Annotated in this window: 16 protein-coding genes; 3 read left to right on the top strand and 13 right to left on the bottom strand. The window is 42.7% G+C overall.

Annotated features, from left to right (window positions below; all coding sequences use genetic code 11):
• Positions 1-201: 201 nt before the first annotated feature.
• The gene (locus DK187_RS05480; RefSeq protein ID WP_111606327.1) at positions 202-1,116 is read left to right on the top strand and encodes a LysR family transcriptional regulator; all 915 of its coding nucleotides are present in this window, start codon (positions 202-204) and stop codon (positions 1,114-1,116) included.
• 50 nt (positions 1,117-1,166) lie between these two features.
• Here DK187_RS05480 and DK187_RS05485 read toward each other — a convergent pair whose 3' ends face one another.
• The 3 genes from DK187_RS05485 to DK187_RS05495 form a co-directional block, all read right to left on the bottom strand.
• Positions 1,167-2,405, bottom strand: coding sequence for an anaerobic sulfatase maturase (locus DK187_RS05485; protein ID WP_111606380.1), 1,239 nt, complete (start codon positions 2,403-2,405; stop codon positions 1,167-1,169).
• 16 nt (positions 2,406-2,421) lie between these two features.
• Positions 2,422-4,257, bottom strand: coding sequence for an arylsulfatase (locus tag DK187_RS05490; RefSeq protein WP_111606328.1), 1,836 nt, complete (start codon positions 4,255-4,257; stop codon positions 2,422-2,424).
• A 185-nt stretch (positions 4,258-4,442) separates the two neighbouring features.
• The gene (locus tag DK187_RS05495) at positions 4,443-5,672 is read right to left on the bottom strand and encodes an FAD-dependent oxidoreductase (protein WP_188322966.1); all 1,230 of its coding nucleotides are present in this window, start codon (positions 5,670-5,672) and stop codon (positions 4,443-4,445) included.
• Between the two features lie 114 nt (positions 5,673-5,786).
• Between DK187_RS05495 and DK187_RS05500 the strand changes: the two genes are divergently transcribed.
• Entirely contained in the window at positions 5,787-6,749 is a 963-nt protein-coding gene (locus DK187_RS05500) for an AraC family transcriptional regulator (RefSeq protein WP_111606329.1), read from the top strand.
• Between the two features lie 254 nt (positions 6,750-7,003).
• Here DK187_RS05500 and DK187_RS05505 read toward each other — a convergent pair whose 3' ends face one another.
• The 8 genes from DK187_RS05505 to DK187_RS05540 all read right to left on the bottom strand — a co-directional run bounded on the left by DK187_RS05505 (position 7,004) and on the right by DK187_RS05540 (position 15,524).
• A complete protein-coding gene (locus DK187_RS05505; RefSeq protein WP_111606330.1) occupies positions 7,004-7,834 on the bottom strand; it encodes a fumarylacetoacetate hydrolase family protein in 831 nt (276 codons plus the stop codon).
• A 1-nt stretch (position 7,835) separates the two neighbouring features.
• On the bottom strand, positions 7,836-8,747 hold the full coding sequence (locus tag DK187_RS05510) for a VOC family protein (RefSeq protein ID WP_111606331.1): 912 nt from the start codon (positions 8,745-8,747) through the stop codon (positions 7,836-7,838).
• Entirely contained in the window at positions 8,744-10,300 is a 1,557-nt protein-coding gene (locus DK187_RS05515; protein ID WP_111606332.1) for a bifunctional 3-(3-hydroxy-phenyl)propionate/3-hydroxycinnamic acid hydroxylase, read from the bottom strand. Before DK187_RS05515 ends, DK187_RS05510 begins: the two co-directional genes overlap by 4 nt.
• Positions 10,301-10,389: 89 nt before the next feature.
• Positions 10,390-10,830, bottom strand: a complete 441-nt coding sequence (locus tag DK187_RS05520) for a GlcG/HbpS family heme-binding protein (RefSeq protein ID WP_111606333.1) — start codon at positions 10,828-10,830, stop codon at positions 10,390-10,392.
• A 44-nt stretch (positions 10,831-10,874) separates the two neighbouring features.
• Positions 10,875-11,534: a glutathione S-transferase family protein gene (locus DK187_RS05525; protein ID WP_111606334.1), complete on the bottom strand. Its 660-nt coding sequence runs from the start codon at positions 11,532-11,534 to the stop codon at positions 10,875-10,877.
• A gap of 69 nt (positions 11,535-11,603) precedes the next feature.
• Positions 11,604-13,070 carry a carotenoid oxygenase family protein gene (locus DK187_RS05530; RefSeq protein WP_111606335.1) on the bottom strand — a complete coding sequence of 489 codons (1,467 nt, stop codon included), beginning with the start codon at positions 13,068-13,070 and terminating at the stop codon, positions 11,604-11,606.
• Between the two features lie 76 nt (positions 13,071-13,146).
• A complete protein-coding gene (locus DK187_RS05535) occupies positions 13,147-14,352 on the bottom strand; it encodes an MFS transporter (RefSeq protein WP_111606336.1) in 1,206 nt (401 codons plus the stop codon).
• Positions 14,353-14,417: 65 nt separating this feature from the next.
• Entirely contained in the window at positions 14,418-15,524 is a 1,107-nt protein-coding gene (locus DK187_RS05540) for a hypothetical protein (RefSeq protein WP_111606337.1), read from the bottom strand.
• Between the two features lie 158 nt (positions 15,525-15,682).
• Between DK187_RS05540 and DK187_RS05545 the strand changes: the two genes are divergently transcribed.
• Complete coding sequence (locus tag DK187_RS05545) at positions 15,683-16,597, top strand: LysR family transcriptional regulator (protein ID WP_111606338.1); 915 nt, start codon at positions 15,683-15,685, stop codon at positions 16,595-16,597.
• Positions 16,598-16,656: 59 nt separating this feature from the next.
• On the opposite strand, the gene DK187_RS05550 is transcribed toward DK187_RS05545, so the two are convergent.
• Positions 16,657-17,442, bottom strand: a complete 786-nt coding sequence (locus tag DK187_RS05550) for a cyclase family protein (protein WP_111606339.1) — start codon at positions 17,440-17,442, stop codon at positions 16,657-16,659.
• Positions 17,429-18,004: a hypothetical protein gene (locus DK187_RS05555; protein WP_111606340.1), complete on the bottom strand. Its 576-nt coding sequence runs from the start codon at positions 18,002-18,004 to the stop codon at positions 17,429-17,431. Before DK187_RS05555 ends, DK187_RS05550 begins: the two co-directional genes overlap by 14 nt.
• Between the last annotated feature and the right edge of the window lie 167 nt (positions 18,005-18,171).

Genomic DNA, 18,171 nt, shown 5'->3' on the forward strand with positions numbered 1-18,171 from the left:
TCTCAAATTTTATTTTTATGTATTAAGAACAAAACCAATGTAAATCACTGCAACCGTTCAGAAAAACCCTTTAAACAGAATCGACCTTTCGATACCGTCGAAAGATTAAGCATAGAAACCATTCGAATAAAATCTTTAAATCACTCTAATCATTCGATATGATCGAAAGATCATAAAAACAATAAAACTCATGAGAACGCTATGCGATTTAAAAAACTCGACCTCAATTTATTGGTGGCACTGGATACTTTGCTCACTGAACAAAGCATCACGAAAGGGGCAGAAAAGCTCAATATGAGTCCTTCAGCTCTAAGCAACTCTTTATCAAGATTAAGAGAGTATTTTGAAGATGACCTGCTAACGCAGATAGGTCGAAGAATGGTCATCACCCCTTTAGGGGAAAGCCTAAAAATCAATGTACGTAATGCCTTAAATAACATTGAAAGCACTATCCTTGTACAGCCCAGCTTCGATCCCCTTACCACAGATAGAGTGTTCAGTATTTTCTGCTCCGATTACACTCAAACCGTACTGGCACCTCACGCCTTAGAAATTATTGGCAAACAAAAAAGCACCGCTCGCTTTCAATTTTTGCCACAAGTGGATAACCCTGATGAACAGCTGGAACAAGGAAAAGCGGATTTACTCATCATCCCATCTGACTTTGTATCAGCACAACATCCCCACGATGTCCTGTATAAAGAAGAGTTTGTTTGTGTCGTTTGGCAGCACAGTGAGATAGCTAAAGGGAAACTAACGGCAGAAAAATATGCAGAAGCAGGCCATGTGCTAATGCGCCCAGCTGTAATAAAAAAAGACTTTTTCGAAACTGCTTTTGCACAAAAATACGGCATTAAAAGGCGCTTAATCGCCACCACATTTAGTTTCGCATCACTGCCTGCTTTGGTCATTGGCTCAGAAAACATTGCCACTATTCACGCCAGATTAGCGAAAAAAATGGCCAAAGTATGGCCTCTTGAAATTCTACCGGTTCCCTTTGATGTGACACCGATGAAACAATGTGTACAGTGGCATCAGTACAGAAACAATGACGAAGGGCTTATCTGGTTAAGAGGCATTTTAAAAGAAGCCGCGATTAATATGGATGCTGAGTAAAGCACTTTATAGGGATAAACATTGACTTGAATAAGGTTCTATTCATCTGATCATGAATAGAACCTTCGCTTTATTTCTTGCTTCACTTTTTTCATTGGCAATTGATGACTTAATAAACTAATAGTGTCCGACATCTTCGGCACAGCATGAGAAAAGTGCGTTTTAAAACCATCACATAGATAATTACGATTCAATAATCCATCACTGGAAGGCTCAAATCGGTGTTTGGGACAGCCGCCATGACACACGGAACGCACCTCACATTGGCGGCAATCAACACTGATATTATTGAGTTTGTCTTGGCCAAATTTAAGGTTTTGTGGCAAATTCACCAGATCAATCAAGGATGTTTCATTTACATTACCTAACTTATGCTCTGGGTAAACGTAGTGATCGCATGAATACACATCCCCGTTAGACTCCATTGCTAAGCCATTGCCGCAGGTTTCACTAAACACACACGCTCCTGGACGACCAATAAGCTGACTCATGGTTTGCTCAAAGTTCATTACAAAGACGTCGCCCAAATCGTTTTGAATCCAATGGTCAAAAATCGTATTCAAAAACTTGCCATACGCTTTAGCTGGGACAGACCATTCAGCTAGGTTTGATTCACCAGAAAATGTCGGTTGAATCAAGGTTAAGCCATGGCTATCTGGGACAATGGCTTTACGCTCAACTAAGGGGATGAATTGCATATATCGACTGCCAATACGTTTTAGAAACGCATATACATTCAATGGCCGCTTAACGTTTTCTGCATTCACGACCGTTAACGTATTAAAATCCACATTGTGTTTTTTGAGCAGCGCAACACCCTTCAATGTTTCGTCAAAGGTACTCTTACCTTTACGGGAAAGACGATAAGTATCGTTACTAATCCGATCCCCATCGATAGAAACACCAATTAAAAAATGGTGTTCTTTGAAAAACAAAGCCCATTCCTTATCAAGCAAAGTCGCATTGGTTTGCAAGGAATTAGTCACTGTTTTATAACCGCGATAGTGCTCTTGAAAAGCTATTACCTGGCGAAAGAAGTCCACCCCTAACAGCGTGGGTTCACCTCCCTGCCAAACAAAATCAATAACATCCCCTTGCTGAGACTGAATCTGATCACGTATGTAATTTTCTAGCGTAGTATTGTCCATACGCCACTGTTTTTTTCTATCTGGATAAAGATGCTCTTTCTCCAGATAGAAACAGTAAGTGCAGTCAATATTGCAGACAGAACTACTGGGTTTAGCCATAACGCCAAAGTGGTTTATTCGCTCTATTACCTTGTGACTCATATCTCTAGCAACCATCTTATCTGCCGTTATAAGAAGCAGCATGCTCCACGACGTTATTTTGGCGAATGTATTCTCGGAACGATTCTTTCATTTCAGCCAATACTTCGGGATATTGACCTGACAAGTCTTTAGTCTCCCCACGATCTTTAGAGATATCATACAAGGCAAAAGGAACATCCTTTGTAAACACAGGACTACTGCCCATAGAAGCTTGCTGACTCAGTTTCCATTTACCGCGAACCAAGTAACTGGCTCCCATTAGCTCATCGGCTAATACAGTATCGTCAGAATGCACTTGAGTAAAAGCATCGGGTTGCTGCAAAGCCGATAAGAACGATGCCCCCATCGGTACATATATGGACTTTCCTTTATAACGATCACCCGGCATATTCACACCCGCCGCTTCTAAAAAAGTAGGCAAAATATCCGTGACTTGCATTCGCGCTGAAGACGGAGGTCTACTCTCTGTCTGTCCTGCTAATTTAATGATCAATGGTGAAGATGTCGCTCCTTCCGCCCCAGTGAAACCTTTAAATAAACGAAAAGGCGCTGCACTCACTTCAGCCCAACGAGGCCCATATGCCACAGCGGATCCGGGCTTACCCATGTTTTCTAATGAATTATCGACGGCTGTATTCGGAATGTTTGGCAAATAAGCAGAAGCTCCTTCAGCGCCATTATCGGACATAAAAACAATGTGCGTATTTTCATACTCACCAATATCCTTCAAATGCGACACTAAACGACCAATGTGTCGATCTAGATTACTCACCATAGCAGCGTAAATTTCCATCGACTTCGCTTCTATCAACTTTTCTTCAAAACTTAACGCATTCCAACGCTTTGGACCAACAGACTCACTGGCCACTTGATTAACCGCTGCCATTAATCCTAAGGACTTCATTCTGGCAATACGTTTTTCTCTAATCACGTCATAGCCTACATCATAGAGCCCTTTTTGAGCATCAATGTCCTCTTGAGGTGCTTGTAAGGGCCAATGGGGAGCAGTATAGGCCGCATAAGCAAAAAACGGTTTACCGTCGCCATGACTCAAGTCGATATAGTCAATTAACTTATTGGTATAAAACTCAGTGGAATAAAAGTCTTTTGGCAACATGTTAGCTGGAAACACGTGATCGTCTTCCGCATACATGGTGATATCAAGCGGAGTGGGTGGCGTGGAAGGGGCAAAATGGGAGCCACCACCATTTATCAAGGTAAATGACCGGTCGAATCCCCGCGCAAATGGCAACGCTTGCTTGTTAATCCGATACCAGGTTTTATTATCTTGATCTGGGGCTTTAATATCGTATGCTAAATGCCACTTCCCAACCATGTAAGTATGATATCCAGCATCTGACAGTAGCTCAGGCATCGATGCGGTCTTCTCACTTAAATGTCCACGATAACCTTCTGGAATATTGTCAAAATCGTAAGTATTGGATTTCCCCCATGGGGCATTAATTGGCTTATTTTGAATGATATTGAGTCCTACCACCTCCCCCATATTACCAATGCCAGCTAGATGATGATCAACGCCTGTCATTAAGCTTGCACGAGTAGGCGAACACACGGCAGCGGTATGAAAATTCGTCAGTATTCGCCCTTGTGTTGCTAACGCATCAATATTTGGCGTATTAATTTCACTGCCAAAAGCACTTAAATCGGAGTAGCCCAAATCATCTGCCATAATCAACAATATATTAGGGCGACTAGGGCTAGAGGGTGCAGTGTCAGCCTGAATAGCAACTGACGTGGTTAATAAAGATACAGCAACAAGGCCGAGACGTAAGTGAGGAATTTTGAATTTTAACAAGGCATTCATGCCACTGTTTTGAAAGCAATCAATCATAGATATATCCACTAACTAGCTGTGTATTATTTTTATTAGAAACAAAGCTACCAGTAATTAGGCTTTGATCAAGTCCTTAAAATTGAACCTATGTATTGATGAAATCGAATGATTGAGCTGACTTGTGAGACAATATGCCAGATCTACGGTTATTAAATTAGCGAAAACCGTAGATCTGAGTCAGACTAAATGTGCAGTTCCGTCATGGACAAGCTCATCTTTTCCGCATCGGCCAGATAGTCTTTTGCTATCATTTTTTGCAAAACTTTTGTGTGATCAAAGATAAAATCACGCACTTTAGCGACTGGGTAAGGCGCATGATGAAACCGCCGTCCTAATTCACGAGCAAATTCGACATGGTGGTTAACATAATCGACCCTTTCAGCTTCAAATTTTTCAAAGCCATTTGCCACCGCAGCGTCATCGCTTAAATCCACATGATTTAGTAACTTCGCTAAAAAATAGCCATCTTCTATGGCCATGCCCATACCATAAGCGGCGTAAGGTGATACTGGATGCACCGCGTCCCCTAAACACACCACTCGGCCTTTACTCCATTTTTTCAGAGAGGGTCGATTGTATATGTCCCAGGCAAAGACTTGTTTATCAAAACCCGTCACCTCGGGAAAACGCGGTAAAGGGTCAAACCACCCCTTTAAAATATCAGTAATGTAGGCTTTTGGATCCTTTGGATGCGGTTCATTTTCTTTGACTGGCTCAACAACCCACCACTCATAACCCGGCTTGCCGTTGTGCATCATAGGAAAATAACTGGCTTGATATTTGTCTGAGTGAGAAATAACACCTTGCTGTTTGGGTACACCATCAATGGGGTTACACCAAGCTAACCAAACTCTCAAACCAACATGAAATAAATCAGGCTCACCAAAAACTTGACTAGAGACTCGAGACCGAATTCCGTCTGCACCAATAAGAATATCGGCTTCGACACATTGACCATTGTTAAAATACACGGTGACTTGATCATTAATTTCTTCGTAACGATCAAAATCAGAATGTCCAACAATAATGCCTTCAGGCAAAAGCGCCATCATTTTCTCAAAGGCATTGGCTCGTAACATACCGTAATGCCAACCCTTAATGCCAAACGACTCTTCTACCTTTTTATTAAAGGGCAGTTTTGCCCTGAGCTTACCTTTATGGTTACGAAATTCTGTCACGGTAAAAGAACCAAAATTATCCAGATCGACACCGTAATAACGCAATACTGCCAATACGGGAACACTCAACAAGACAGCACCACCTAATGGTTTTGGCTCAGCACTTTTTTCAAAAATACGCACATCATAGCCCTGTCGCAACAAACCTAATGCCGCTGAAACACCGCCAGGACCAGCACCAATAATGGCAACTCGCTTACCCTTTCTCCAAGATAGCTCTTTCATATCAGTCATATTTCACCTTCCTATTTATCTTTATTATTGGTTGACTGATTTATGCTAACTCAGTAAAAACGAGTTAAATACACCTTAAATTATCTAAAATCGGACAAATTAACCTTAACGACCATGGATTTATTGAGTAACGTACTTTCTTCCCTAAAAATTGAGTCCACCAGCATATCGCGCTGGACCATGTCGGCCCCGTGGGGAGTCGATGTGCACGACTTTAAGCTGGGATACTGCTTAAGTTTAGTGTCAGGCCAATGTTGGGTACGAATAAAAAATAACTCACCGACTCCCTCTCCTGCTATTCAATTACAAGCAGGAGATTCCATCATTGCACCAAGAGGCGCCAACCTTGCGATTTTATCTGACCCTAACGGTGCGACAATACCGCTCGACTCATTACCATGGCATGGCGAGACATTTCAAGGACTTAGCTCATCGATAAAGCCTTCTTCGGCAATGCAAGTGAACTGGCAGGGAGAAGGTCCAGAGACCCAATTACTTGGAATGGCGTTCACTTTTCAGGATCAGCACAATAACTTTTTGTTATCCTCTTTTCCTGAGTTTTTTATTTTAAAACAACATGAATCTAGCTTTTTACAACTCATACATCCAGCGATGCAGTTTCTAATTCATGACCATAGCCCAGGCTATTTTGCGGTTGCCACACAATTTTCTGAACTAGTGATTATAGGCTCACTAAGAGCCTATATCTTATCCAATAAGACCGATTCAGTTGGTGTACTCAAGGGCATGCAAGATAAATCCATTGCGAAAGTATTAACGGCCATTCATCAAACGCCGCAACATAATTGGACTCTTCCGCTACTAGCTGCGGAGGCAAATCTATCAAGGTCAGTCTTATCAAGACGCTTCCCAGAATATGTTGGCGTATCCCCCATTGACTATTTAAATCGCTGGCGCCTTCATCTCGCTGCCGAAAAATTAGTCAACACAAAAGAATCACTCGACAGCATTATAAAATCATTAGGCTTCGAAACCGATAGAACATTTCGGCGGCTCTTTAAACAACACAAAGGACTGTCTCCCTCTCAGTACAGAAAACAGTTCAATAGCGCGTAAAAATGAATGCATAAGAACACCGGTGATATAACAAATACCAAGCCATCGAACCACACCAATGGATAAATCTGGTGATAGGAAACATTTCTATTAAGCTTTGCACGATCAGAAAGCTTGCAAAAGCAAGCTTTCTGATCACAACATCAACTTAAAGTATTTGAAGCAATGTATGCTGTCAGAAAAAAAACCTCTGCTGCCAAGTAGAAAACATTGTATTTCTGTCAATTATTTAATCAGCACTTTCAGTTTATTGGTTATTCTTGTCCAATCGTATTGATGAGAGTACCCATTGGACCAATTTCCACCTCAATAGTATCACCAGGTTTCATCCATACTGGAGGCGTTCGCTTGGCTCCCACACCACCTGGCGTGCCACTGACGATGACATCTCCCGGAGACAAGGGGGTAAACGCTGAAACATAAGCAATAATCTGCGCGATGGGAAAAATCATGTCGCCAATAGGTTGATCTTGCATGACTTCACCATTTAAGCGTGTAATAACATGAACGTATTCTAGGTTGCCTGCCTCTTCTGGAGTCACCATGTAAGGGCCAAATGGCCCTGTTGTTGGAAAGTTTTTCCCCGGTGTAAACTGTCTTGTATGCCATTGCCAATCTCGTATTGAGGCATCATTAAAACAGGCATATCCTGCCACATGATTCATTGCTTCCGCTTCAGCAATAGCGCGACCACCCTTACCAATGATCACAGCAAGCTCACCTTCATAATCTAAACTCGTTGATACTTTGGGCATTAAAATTTCTGACTTGTGTGCCGTTAGGCTGTCAGCAAAGCGTATAAATATAGATGGATTAGCCACTTCATCGCGTCCGGTTTCTTTACGGTGAGATTCATAATTATGGCCAACACAAAATATCTTATTCGGATTAGGTATCACAGGAAGTAAGCTTATTTGTGAATAAGCAAACGTCTCACTACTTTCCAGTGTTGATAATACATTGTCTGCTATCGCTGCTTTTAAATCAGTGGGTGCTGAGTCTGTTTTTAAGTCGTATACGATATCGTTTTCTAAACGACCATAACTCGCGGTGCCATTTGGGCGCAAAAAGCTGAGATATTTCATATTATTGTCTCTCTTTATTTGTGTTGTTAATCCGTTGTTCGGGTTCCCAGTCGCGACGAAATCTGAAGTTCTCTTCTGCTTGTCTCAAACCTTGGAAGTCTTTGTCAGATGTTCCCCATTGGTCGATTCGGTTTGCCGGCCAGGTCCAATCTTCAGGTGCTCCCACTGGGTAGTCTTCAGTTACTTTTTCCACGGCAGTGGAAAACTCAATAACAGCGCCAAATGGCGCAATAAAATAAGCAAAAACATTCGCCCCAGGACCATGGCGACCAGGACCCCAAGCGGGTGTCATTTGGTGATCTCTTAGTCGACCAATGCCGCGCATGACGCCATCTAGGTCAGCCATTTCAAAAGCAATATGGTTTAGTGAGCTAAAGCCTGCTCGAGCAAAAGCAGTGCTGTGATGCGAGTCGTTACAGCGTACAAACACCATGCCTTTGGTACGATCTGAAACACAAAAATTGAGTACATCCTCGACAATATCTCCGGTTTTTTCTGCGTCAGTTGAATTAAAAACCACATGGGTTAATTTGACAGGAAGATCCTGTCCTTGCATGGCAGGAACATCCTTTGCCCCAACAAGAAAGCGAAATAACTCCCCCTCTGGCAGTTCGACAATGACGCCTTCACCACCGCCTAAGTCTGCTGATACTTCACGCTTTGTTTTCAAACCACGCTCATGAGACTTTGTCAAAATGTGCTGCAATTCTTCTTCATTACAAACAAAGGTCGTTGAGCGTACAAAGTGATCTTCACCTTCTTCTAAGGCGACCAAATACGGGAAGGTGCCAGCGCCTCGAATATAATAGGTGTTGCCTTTCTTTCCTCCAGAAGCGGCTCCCCAGATGTCTATCAGAAAATCATGGGCGTCCTTAGTTTTAGGTAAAACGAGTTCAACACTGCGTAATTTCATGCACTTTTCTCCAAGTTAACATTCATTTGCATATGGCCTAATAAAGAAGTGAGTAAACCCGATACGTCATTAAGTGCCGTTCCATAAACATAGAAATCAGGGCGAACAAGTACGCTATCGGCTTCGGCTTCTTTCAGCCAACTTAGAATTGCCCCTCCATCTTCCAGTGTAGTGACATCAGTAACACTCATGTCGTAATCAGACATATCTTTGTCTATGAAGGTTTTGGCGGCTTGTGCAGCCTTTTCACCAGTAACAAATAACTTCCAATCTGCTTGAATCAGGTTATCCATTAAATGCCCATTAATATGAGGCTGGATAAAACGTACGCCAGCTTTCGTCGTTTCTGTAGCAATCACTCCTGATTGAATCGCTGGTATTAACTCTGCCGCGGTATTGGGTAGTTCGTTTTGAGCCACTTTTCTTCGCACTGTGGCGTCACGTTCAGCCGCTTTTTGGGGATCTAAAATGCAGATATATTTTCCTGCCTCTATGGCAGAGGAGATAACAGATCGAACGTGAGGATCCCGCTCTATTTGGTAGGTATCTAATAAGGCTTCGTGACTTAATCCCTGCGTAATCGCTGACATTTTCCAGGCTAGATTGGCGACATCTCGCAATCCATGGCACATTCCTTGACCGAAGAAAGGCGGAGTTTGATGGGCCGCGTCACCCGCCAAAAATACCTGACCAAGCCTCCATTGTTCTGCAATCAGACCATGAAAACGGTAGGTTGCGGCACGAACAATCTTATGCGGTACACCGTTTAAATAAGGTCCTACGAGTTCTAAGACTTTATCTGGCTGCATCATTGATTGATCGTCTTCACCAGACAGCAACATCATTTCCCAACGGCGATGGTTGCCACGACCTGGGACGACAGTGGTAGGACGTTTGGGGTCACACAACATGACCGACAACTGTTGTAAATCCGCTTCTTCTGGCACGCCAGTAAAGTTGGGAAACTGCACGTCTCCGTCCACCTCTGCATCAACCACCAGCCAAGGCTCTTCGAACTGCAAATCCTCAAGTTTAATACCCAGTGATTTACGCACTTTACTGCTTGCACCATCACAGGCGATCACCCAACGCACTTTTTCGTTTATTGTGCCTTGTGTTGTCTTTATCGTTAGCACTGCGTCTGAATCTGTCTGTGCCAGACTGTCAAATTCAGAGCCTAAACGTAACTCAACATTAGGGTATTGCTTAAGCGCTTGACGTAAATGATTTTCAAGCTCTGGCTGGTAGAAAAAATAATCATTAGACCAACCATATGGGCGAGGTTTACCCACCGTTCCCATATAACGCATGACGCCGTAGTCTGCACCGATATGCAGATGACCCTGAGTATCACGCATGTCATTTAGCACATCGTTGATCACACCAGCGGACTGAAACAAACGCATCATTTCATGGTCAAGATGCACGGCTCGAGGCAAGGGAAATGGATTAATTTCTTTTTCCAACACCAATACTTTTAATCCAGACTTACCAAGTAAATTGGCAGCCAAAGCACCTACTGGTCCACAACCAATAATCGCCACATCGAACATGGAGTAACCTCATAAGACAATAAAAAAATGAAACAATAAAAACTTATGTACCCGATCATCTATCACTAGGTATCACATATACCAACGACTCAACTGACAATACCGTTGGCAGCAATAAAACCGTTCTCTTCAATAGCTGAGACGGCACATATTTCGTCGTTCTCACCGATATCACCGGAAATACCAATCGCGCCAATAATGACTTTTTCATGATCCAAAATTAAAACCCCACCAGGTGAAGGCACCATTCGACCCTGACTGATGGTGGTTAATGTATTGATAAACTGAGGGTTCTTCTGACTGCGTCTGGTTAGTTCACTAGAGCCGAACCCCATTCCAAGGGATCCCCATGCTTTGCCAAAGGCAATATCAAATCTCGCGATCCCGGCACCATCTTCGCGTTTAAAGGCAATTAAATGTCCGCCCGCGTCTAAAACGGCAACCGCTAATGGGGCGAGTTTATTTTTTCTCGCTTCTTCTAAAGCAGTATCTATGATGTTTGAAGCATTAATTAGTGTCAGTGAACTCATTTTGGGGCCTCTATTAATAGGAAAGTAAGTGCTCTCATATCCATTCACACAAACATGGCAAGCATGCCTAAGTGGGTGTCAGGTCGTGGGATGGTAAAATTAACGTGTTTCCAGTCATCTGCGGCGGGACGTTCTAGGCATTTGTGTAGCCAAGCTTGCATATTAGGCCAAGCAGAAATATCAATATTGGCCGTAGGAACCAATGTCATCACTGCAGCGACATTTAAATCCGCTGCACTAAAGCGATCGCCTAGTATGTATTCTTTATTTTCTAGGTGTTTGTTTAACACATCCCAGGGACGCGATAGCTTTTTCACGGCTAGGTTAAACTCTTCAACATTGCGTGATTCTGGCGCAAACAGTAAATTATTGGCTGACGCCAGCAGCAAAGGCTTTTCAATTTCAGTGATAGCCCAAATGGTCCACTGCATCATGAATGCGTCTTCTTGCAAGTTTTGGGGCGCTAGCTCACCGCCGGCTTTTTTGGCCAAATATAAATTGATAGCCAGCGATTCGAACAAGGTAAAACCCTGATCTTCAAGCGCAGGAATACGGCCATTTGGGTTTATTTGCAAAAATTCAGGACTATGGGTACTACCATCTAAAAAATTGGTTGATTCATGATGAAAGTCGATGCCTAACTCTTTTAACATCCAAGCACAACGGTTGGCTCTAGAATGCATGGATCCATATAACGTTGTCATAAGAAACTCCGCTAAAATGGCGTTATTGCGTCCTTAAAATAGAAGCAATAACGCCGTTAATTGTTATATTTACTTATATGAGGAAGGCACCCAAATACCATGGAAACCTTCATGAACACGACAGGGAAATTTCACGATGGCAACGGGACCTTGGCTAAGATTTCGAGCGTCTAAAATCACCAAATCAGTACGGTTCTCATCCCGTCGGCCGACCATGGATAACAGCCAACCATCGCCTTCTTCTGCATCTAGGCTGCGTGGTACGAAACAGGGCTCTTCTGGTGCAGAGTTTGGCCCGGCATAGTAGAAATCGAGTTTGTTTTCTTGCTCATCGAAATGCCCAAGGCATGTAAATGGAGGTCCCTTTGGACCAGGTTCTAGCATTGGTCCTAATTCTTTGTTACTGGTGCCAAACCAAAAATGACGCGTTCTACGCATGGCAAAACGGGCATCGATAACGGGCATTTCGCCAATGTGGTTAATAAAACGCTTGATTTCAACAGAGCCACCATCACCATCACCACTTAGGTCTACAATCCAACGTTCACCGAAAGGAGGAAGTTCATGGGCGTCTGGATTATGAATATCAGGAAATTGGCTTAACCAGCCGGACTCGGTGACAAATTGGTCCAGTATCAGTTTAGAACCGTCTTCCCAAGCATTAAATGTGTGAGTTTGCATGACTGATTTATTGACATTAAACCAGCGAATTGCTTTTACACCACGATCTCGAGGTATTACTCCTACATGGGTTGTTTTGGAGCTATCCCAGTGCCAGTAAGGTTCACCTTGTTTGACTCTGTCCCAATCACACACCATCGGGCAAATGACGAAAGCGATGTAGTTTTCTGATACTAAAAAGTCGTGCACCATGGAACAGTAAGGCGCTTTGAACCTTTCAGAACTAGTAAATTTGCCTTCTTTGTTGATGATATAGACTTCTATTTCATCACTGGCTACGCCTTCGCAGTTATAAGCAAAGGCTATACATTCGCCTGTTTTTGGATCAAATTTTGGGTGTGCGGTGAAGGTCTGGCTAGTTAGCTGTCCATCAAAATCGGTTTCACCAATGGTGGTTAAATCATCCGGATGAATCTCATAAGGACGACCCGACTCTTTCAGTGCGTACAGTTTTTTATTGAGTAACATCACGGATGTGTTAGCCGTGTTATGGTCTTCTTCTCTAACCGCTTCTGAACTGGTAAAAGGGTTACGGTATGAACCAAAAAGCGCACGGCGAGCCTGTCTTTCAAGCTCAAACTTTTTAGTGCGAACAAACCTAGTGGTTAAGTCTGCATGGCCTTGCTCAAATCTCACCATATGTACCATGCCATCCCCATTTAAGAAGATGTCATTAGGGTGGAGTGGTCTATAAGTGTGATCTGCACTGTTTCTGTAATAGGTTCCTTCCAACTCTGGAGGGATACTGCCTATGACTTCAAGGTCGTGCACATGTCCTTCAATACGAACAGGTGCCGCGTAACCTTTGAAAGTCAATTCATTAGGAAATTGCATTCCTACTCTATTATTATTCATTATTTTTCTTCCTACTTTAAATGTCACAGTGACCCATGACTTTTTACCAATCAGTGAAAATCTAATGTTTTAAGTGTTAAGCCATTCTTGGCTCGCTTAGGTTTACGTCCTTCTCTTTTAATAAACTTTGCGCTTTTATTACCAAAGTCACTGCGATACAGCTAATGATCACAACGGCCCAAGCTAATCCTTGGTAACCAACCGTCGCAACGATAACGCCACCCAGCAAAGGACCTATTGCGGACCCAATCATCATCATGGCGGGTGTTGCGGCAACTGCACGGCCAGTTGGGTCTATTTTGGCCAATAGACCAAACACAAAAGTGTGTGTGAAAATTACGAGAGTGACGTAAAACGCGACGGGAACGGCATACAATGGAAAATAAGATGCGGCATGCGTGATTGATAAGGCAAACAAGGCTTGCAAACAAGGACCGGCAATGGCAACACTAATTGGTGACAAGCGTTTCTGTAACAGTGAAGCAACTAGCCCTGGTGTTAAGTTAATTACTCCCATTACGATTAAAACAATTTCCACTTGTTTGCGATCAAAATTGTGCAAGTCACCAATTCTGTCAACAAATGAAAACACCATTGCTTGGTTCAATGTTAGGCAACTAACAACACAAATAAACATCCATACTGCGGGTTTGGATAAAATTTTTGCGGTGACTTTATTCGCCTGATTTTCGCTTTTATTATGGTTTGTGGTTTCATCAGAAACCTTGGGGAAAAAGAAAAACATAACGATAGCGGCACAGGCCATTAGGACAAAAAAGGCAATAAAAATAGCCATGCCACCAATTTGTTTTGTTGCTTGAGGAAGCAGTGCAAATAGCGCAATGGCTAAAACACCTAAAGCAACATTTACTAAGCCAAATAAGCGATGAGGATTGTTTGTTTTTCCTATGGTTCCATGTATGGACGACAAAGCAGCCCCCGCACCTAAGCCTGCAATAACATGCAACGTGACAAGCATCGGAAAGCTCTCCGAAATTACGGACAATTTTGATGCTGCAAAAAATGAAACAGATGCCACGGCAAAGCCAAGGGCAGCAATATATCGATGATTTAGTCGAGTATATTTAGGCGACAAAATGATACTTGAGATTACAATACCAACAAGAAATAGGGTGACGGTAAGCCCAGCTTGTTGTGGAAGCAGATGATAGTCTTGCATTAGCGCACTGATCCAAAGAGGAAGTGCGGCTAAATCCACCATACCAGCCATATGGCCTATCCCCAGTACTATTTTGCCTTGTGTACTATTTAATTTGGTCATTTTTATTCTCTCTTTATTATTTTATTTTTATTGTTTTAAACACTTAGTGAGATGCTGAATTTGACTTATAAATTCCATGTAGCCGTTAGGACAACCGCTTCATTCGAAAGATTTCCTTTAAGGCCTTGATGACGTAAATAAGACAGCTCATATCGGTTGCCAGATCGCTCCATGACAGATACACCACCACCAAAGACGGCATATGTTGGCTCGTCAACGTATTCATCTAAATCGTTGACGTATTCTTGCTCCATACCGACAACCATATTCGGTGTCCATGAACCAGGGCTGGTTTCTTTTTCAAATCGTAAATGCCCCCAAACCGTGCCATAATTTTCTGTGTCACCCACTTCCCCAGAAGAGACAACACCAAAACTGTCAGCGGTTTTCTCAAGGAAGTTACGTTGAAACTGCATGCCCAAAACAGGATGTAATGCCCAACCTTCTGGGATTTGGCTAAAATCATTGTTGTGGAAAGTACCTACGAGTTCCGACTGGAGATAAAAATGGTCATCACCTGGTTTGTGTGTGCGTATAAACGGGCCTGCAGCGACTTTGAGCTCTTGTTCACCCCAAGAGTATTCAGTGCGCAAGGTAGCGCCCCAGTGATCACTAAATTTACTGATCATGTCAAAACGTAAACCAGCACCATGTCGCTTGATGGTTCCCGCATCCACAATATCTAAATCCGTTTGCTCACCAAATACACCAAAGCTCAACATGGTATTGGCATCAAGAAAGCGTATGTACTGAGCATCCATCCTTCCAATATCGCCATCTAGTTGCACTTCATTATCGCCACCATTGGATAAAGTGCCGGTAATATTTAAACGCAGAAGGGACTTGCCGTCTGACAACATGTGTTGAACGGTAAGAGGCGCAACAATGTCAGAGGTATCATCTTTGTATTCTGCGTTTGATGAACTGGATTTGGCTTTACCAATGGTGGTTCTAGCTTGCCCTATACGCCATTGAACACTGCCAAACTGATCACCATCACTAAAAGAGCGCATAAGACCAGCTCGTCCAAGATTCATTTGGGCCTGAATTGAAAGTGGTAGTGAATGCACACCATGAGATGTCTCTGTTTCCTCAGCAATCGCATGGGACATGATAAACAGTGCCGCTGCGGCAGCAGTGTAGTGGGCTAGTAACTTATATTTTACTGTCATAATTTCACCTGCATTTTTATTTTTATTGTTTTCAATATGATTAGTAATTAATCACCCACTCACTATAGGGCCACGACAATAAGTGATGAAACAGATTGTATTAATGGTTTGCATCGATATAATCAATACCTATAGACAGAAGTAGCTAGGTAAAATTTATGCGTCTAGATAAATTTGATTTGAATTTACTGATTGTGCTTGATGTACTGTTAGAGAAACGCAATGTAACGAGAGCAAGCGAACACTTACACATTGGCCAATCAGCCACCAGTGCCGCACTGGGTCGTTTACGAGAGTATTTTGACGATAGCTTACTGGTGCCTGTTGGACGAAATATGGAACTCACTCCACTGGCTAAAAGCTTGGTAACACCCGTTCGTGATACCTTAATGCGGGCGCGAGCAACGATTTCTTTACGCCCCGTCTTCGAACCAGAGAATATTGTGCGTAATTTTACCGTCGCCGCCTCAGACTACATGATTGATATATTGATCGCACAATCTGCAAGAGAACTCGCTTTTAGTTCTCCGGGGATGCGGCTAGACATGATCATTCCTCCAAAAGATGTGTTCGATTCCTTTGAACGAGGCGAAATCGATTTGCTGTTTTTGCCAAAACAATATTCAAATAAGTTCCAACATCCTCAAACAGAGGTATTAACAGATGTTCAAGTCTGTATGGTATGTGAACACAACAAAATAGACGAACTGACTATGGAACAATACTTAGACATGGGACATGTGGCCATTCGTTTAGGTGATGAGCACAGCATTACCCATGAGGAATGGTTTTTGCCACGCTATGGTCAACAAAGGCGCATAGAATGTACAGTAGATCATTTTAGTTCGGTACCATTTTTGGTGATGGGGACAAATCGTATAGTGACCCTGCATCGGCTTATTGCCGAAGAAATGGCTCAACGCTTCCCAGTTAAATTACTACCCGCCCCATTTGAAATGCAGCCAGTAACTGAAATTATGATTTGGCCTCGTTTTCTCGATGAAGATCCAGCCCATAAATGGTTAAGAAAAACCATTATGAAATTAGCTCCTTCCTTAGCAGAAGTGAGCTAAATCATACAGACTCACCAAGAGCTTACAGAAACAGCCAAAAACTGTTTTGCGCTTCCTTATCAAGCAAATATCGCTACCGCACGGACAAAACCTGCGGAGCCATTTTTTATTTTGTAAGGAAAACAGGATACTAAGAAACCATTCGCAGGTAAGCTTTCAAGATTAGACAGTTTTTCCATTTGACCATAACCGATATCCCTACCCGCTTTATGGCCTTCCCATATAATAGATGCATCACCTGATTCGGCGAACTTTTCACGGGTGTATTTGAATGGTGCATCCCAGCTCCATGCATCGGTACCGACTACACGAACCCCGTGCTCTAATAAATACATGGTGGCTTCTCGACCCATACCGACACCCGCTTCTAAATAACCAGGTTCGCCATAGATTGCGCCAGCACGAGTATTTACTAAGACAATATCGAGAGCTTGCAGTTCATGATCAATGCGTTTTAGCTCTGCTTCGACCTCAGCAGCTGTGATGATATGACCATCAGGAAGATGACGAAAATCCAGCTTCACGCCAGGTTGCAAACACCAATCCAATGGCAGTTGATCAATGCCATAAGCGGGCTGTCCGCCATCAGTCGTAGAAGCATAATGCCAAGGCGCATCCATATGGGTGCCATTGTGGGCACTCATATGCATTTTTTCGACCGCCCAAGCTTCATTACCTGGCATATCCTCTTTTTTCAAACCGGGAAACATACTGGCCATTTCCGGCCACCCTTGCTGGTGATCGGTATAATCAATTTTGGGTAATAATGGCGGTGGATCGGTATAAGGGTTATTGTCCAATGTGACGGACAAATCGACAATGCGTCTTGTTTTAGAAGGTATCATTTGTTATTCCTCTTATTATTTTTGATGATGTATTGGCCCCTTGTCGAGACAGGCTATGCATATATTTACCGCGTTTAACGTCAACAATCGGACCGCCATCAAACAACTCCATTTGCCCTGGCATAAGAGCCGACGCATGAATAAGCTTGCTCTCTAAATCTAAAATCAGACTGACATGACCAATTCTTCCTGGCACCAACCAATGTACTAAAAACATATCCTTGCCAATTTTCTTCGCTCGATAAGGCACCGTTAGCGTCGGGATGTGCCCTGCATCAAGTTGTGTAAAAGAGACACGATCATCATAAAACTTTAATTTATAGGCACGACCTGAACTGTAAGTGTATTGAACCTCAAGTTCTTCTAAATTAACGGCATTAGACAAATCAACTTCATCAGGAATCACCCCAGCTGGAATATTAGGTGCCTGAGTTAAAATACTGGGTTTTTCCATCTTCTTCTCCATACTTTCTGCTGATGCTTCATCAACGGCATTCGCTGCGACATACCCTGACATCATGGTCAAAGCCAGCACAACCGCAGATATTTTGAGTTTTTTCATTCACTTATTCCCATATTAAAGTTAATACTGATACTAAGAATGAGTCTTAATTTTTCCTTTACACACTCTTAAAACAGAATGGCGACGGATTTGAGAATAAGCGAAAATAAGCCTTCCATTAAGTTGATAATAGTTAATCCACCCCTTGATATTATCAACTTGATTTT

Source organism: Marinomonas arctica (assembly GCF_003259225.1).
Taxonomy (GTDB): domain Bacteria; phylum Pseudomonadota; class Gammaproteobacteria; order Pseudomonadales; family Marinomonadaceae; genus Marinomonas; species Marinomonas arctica.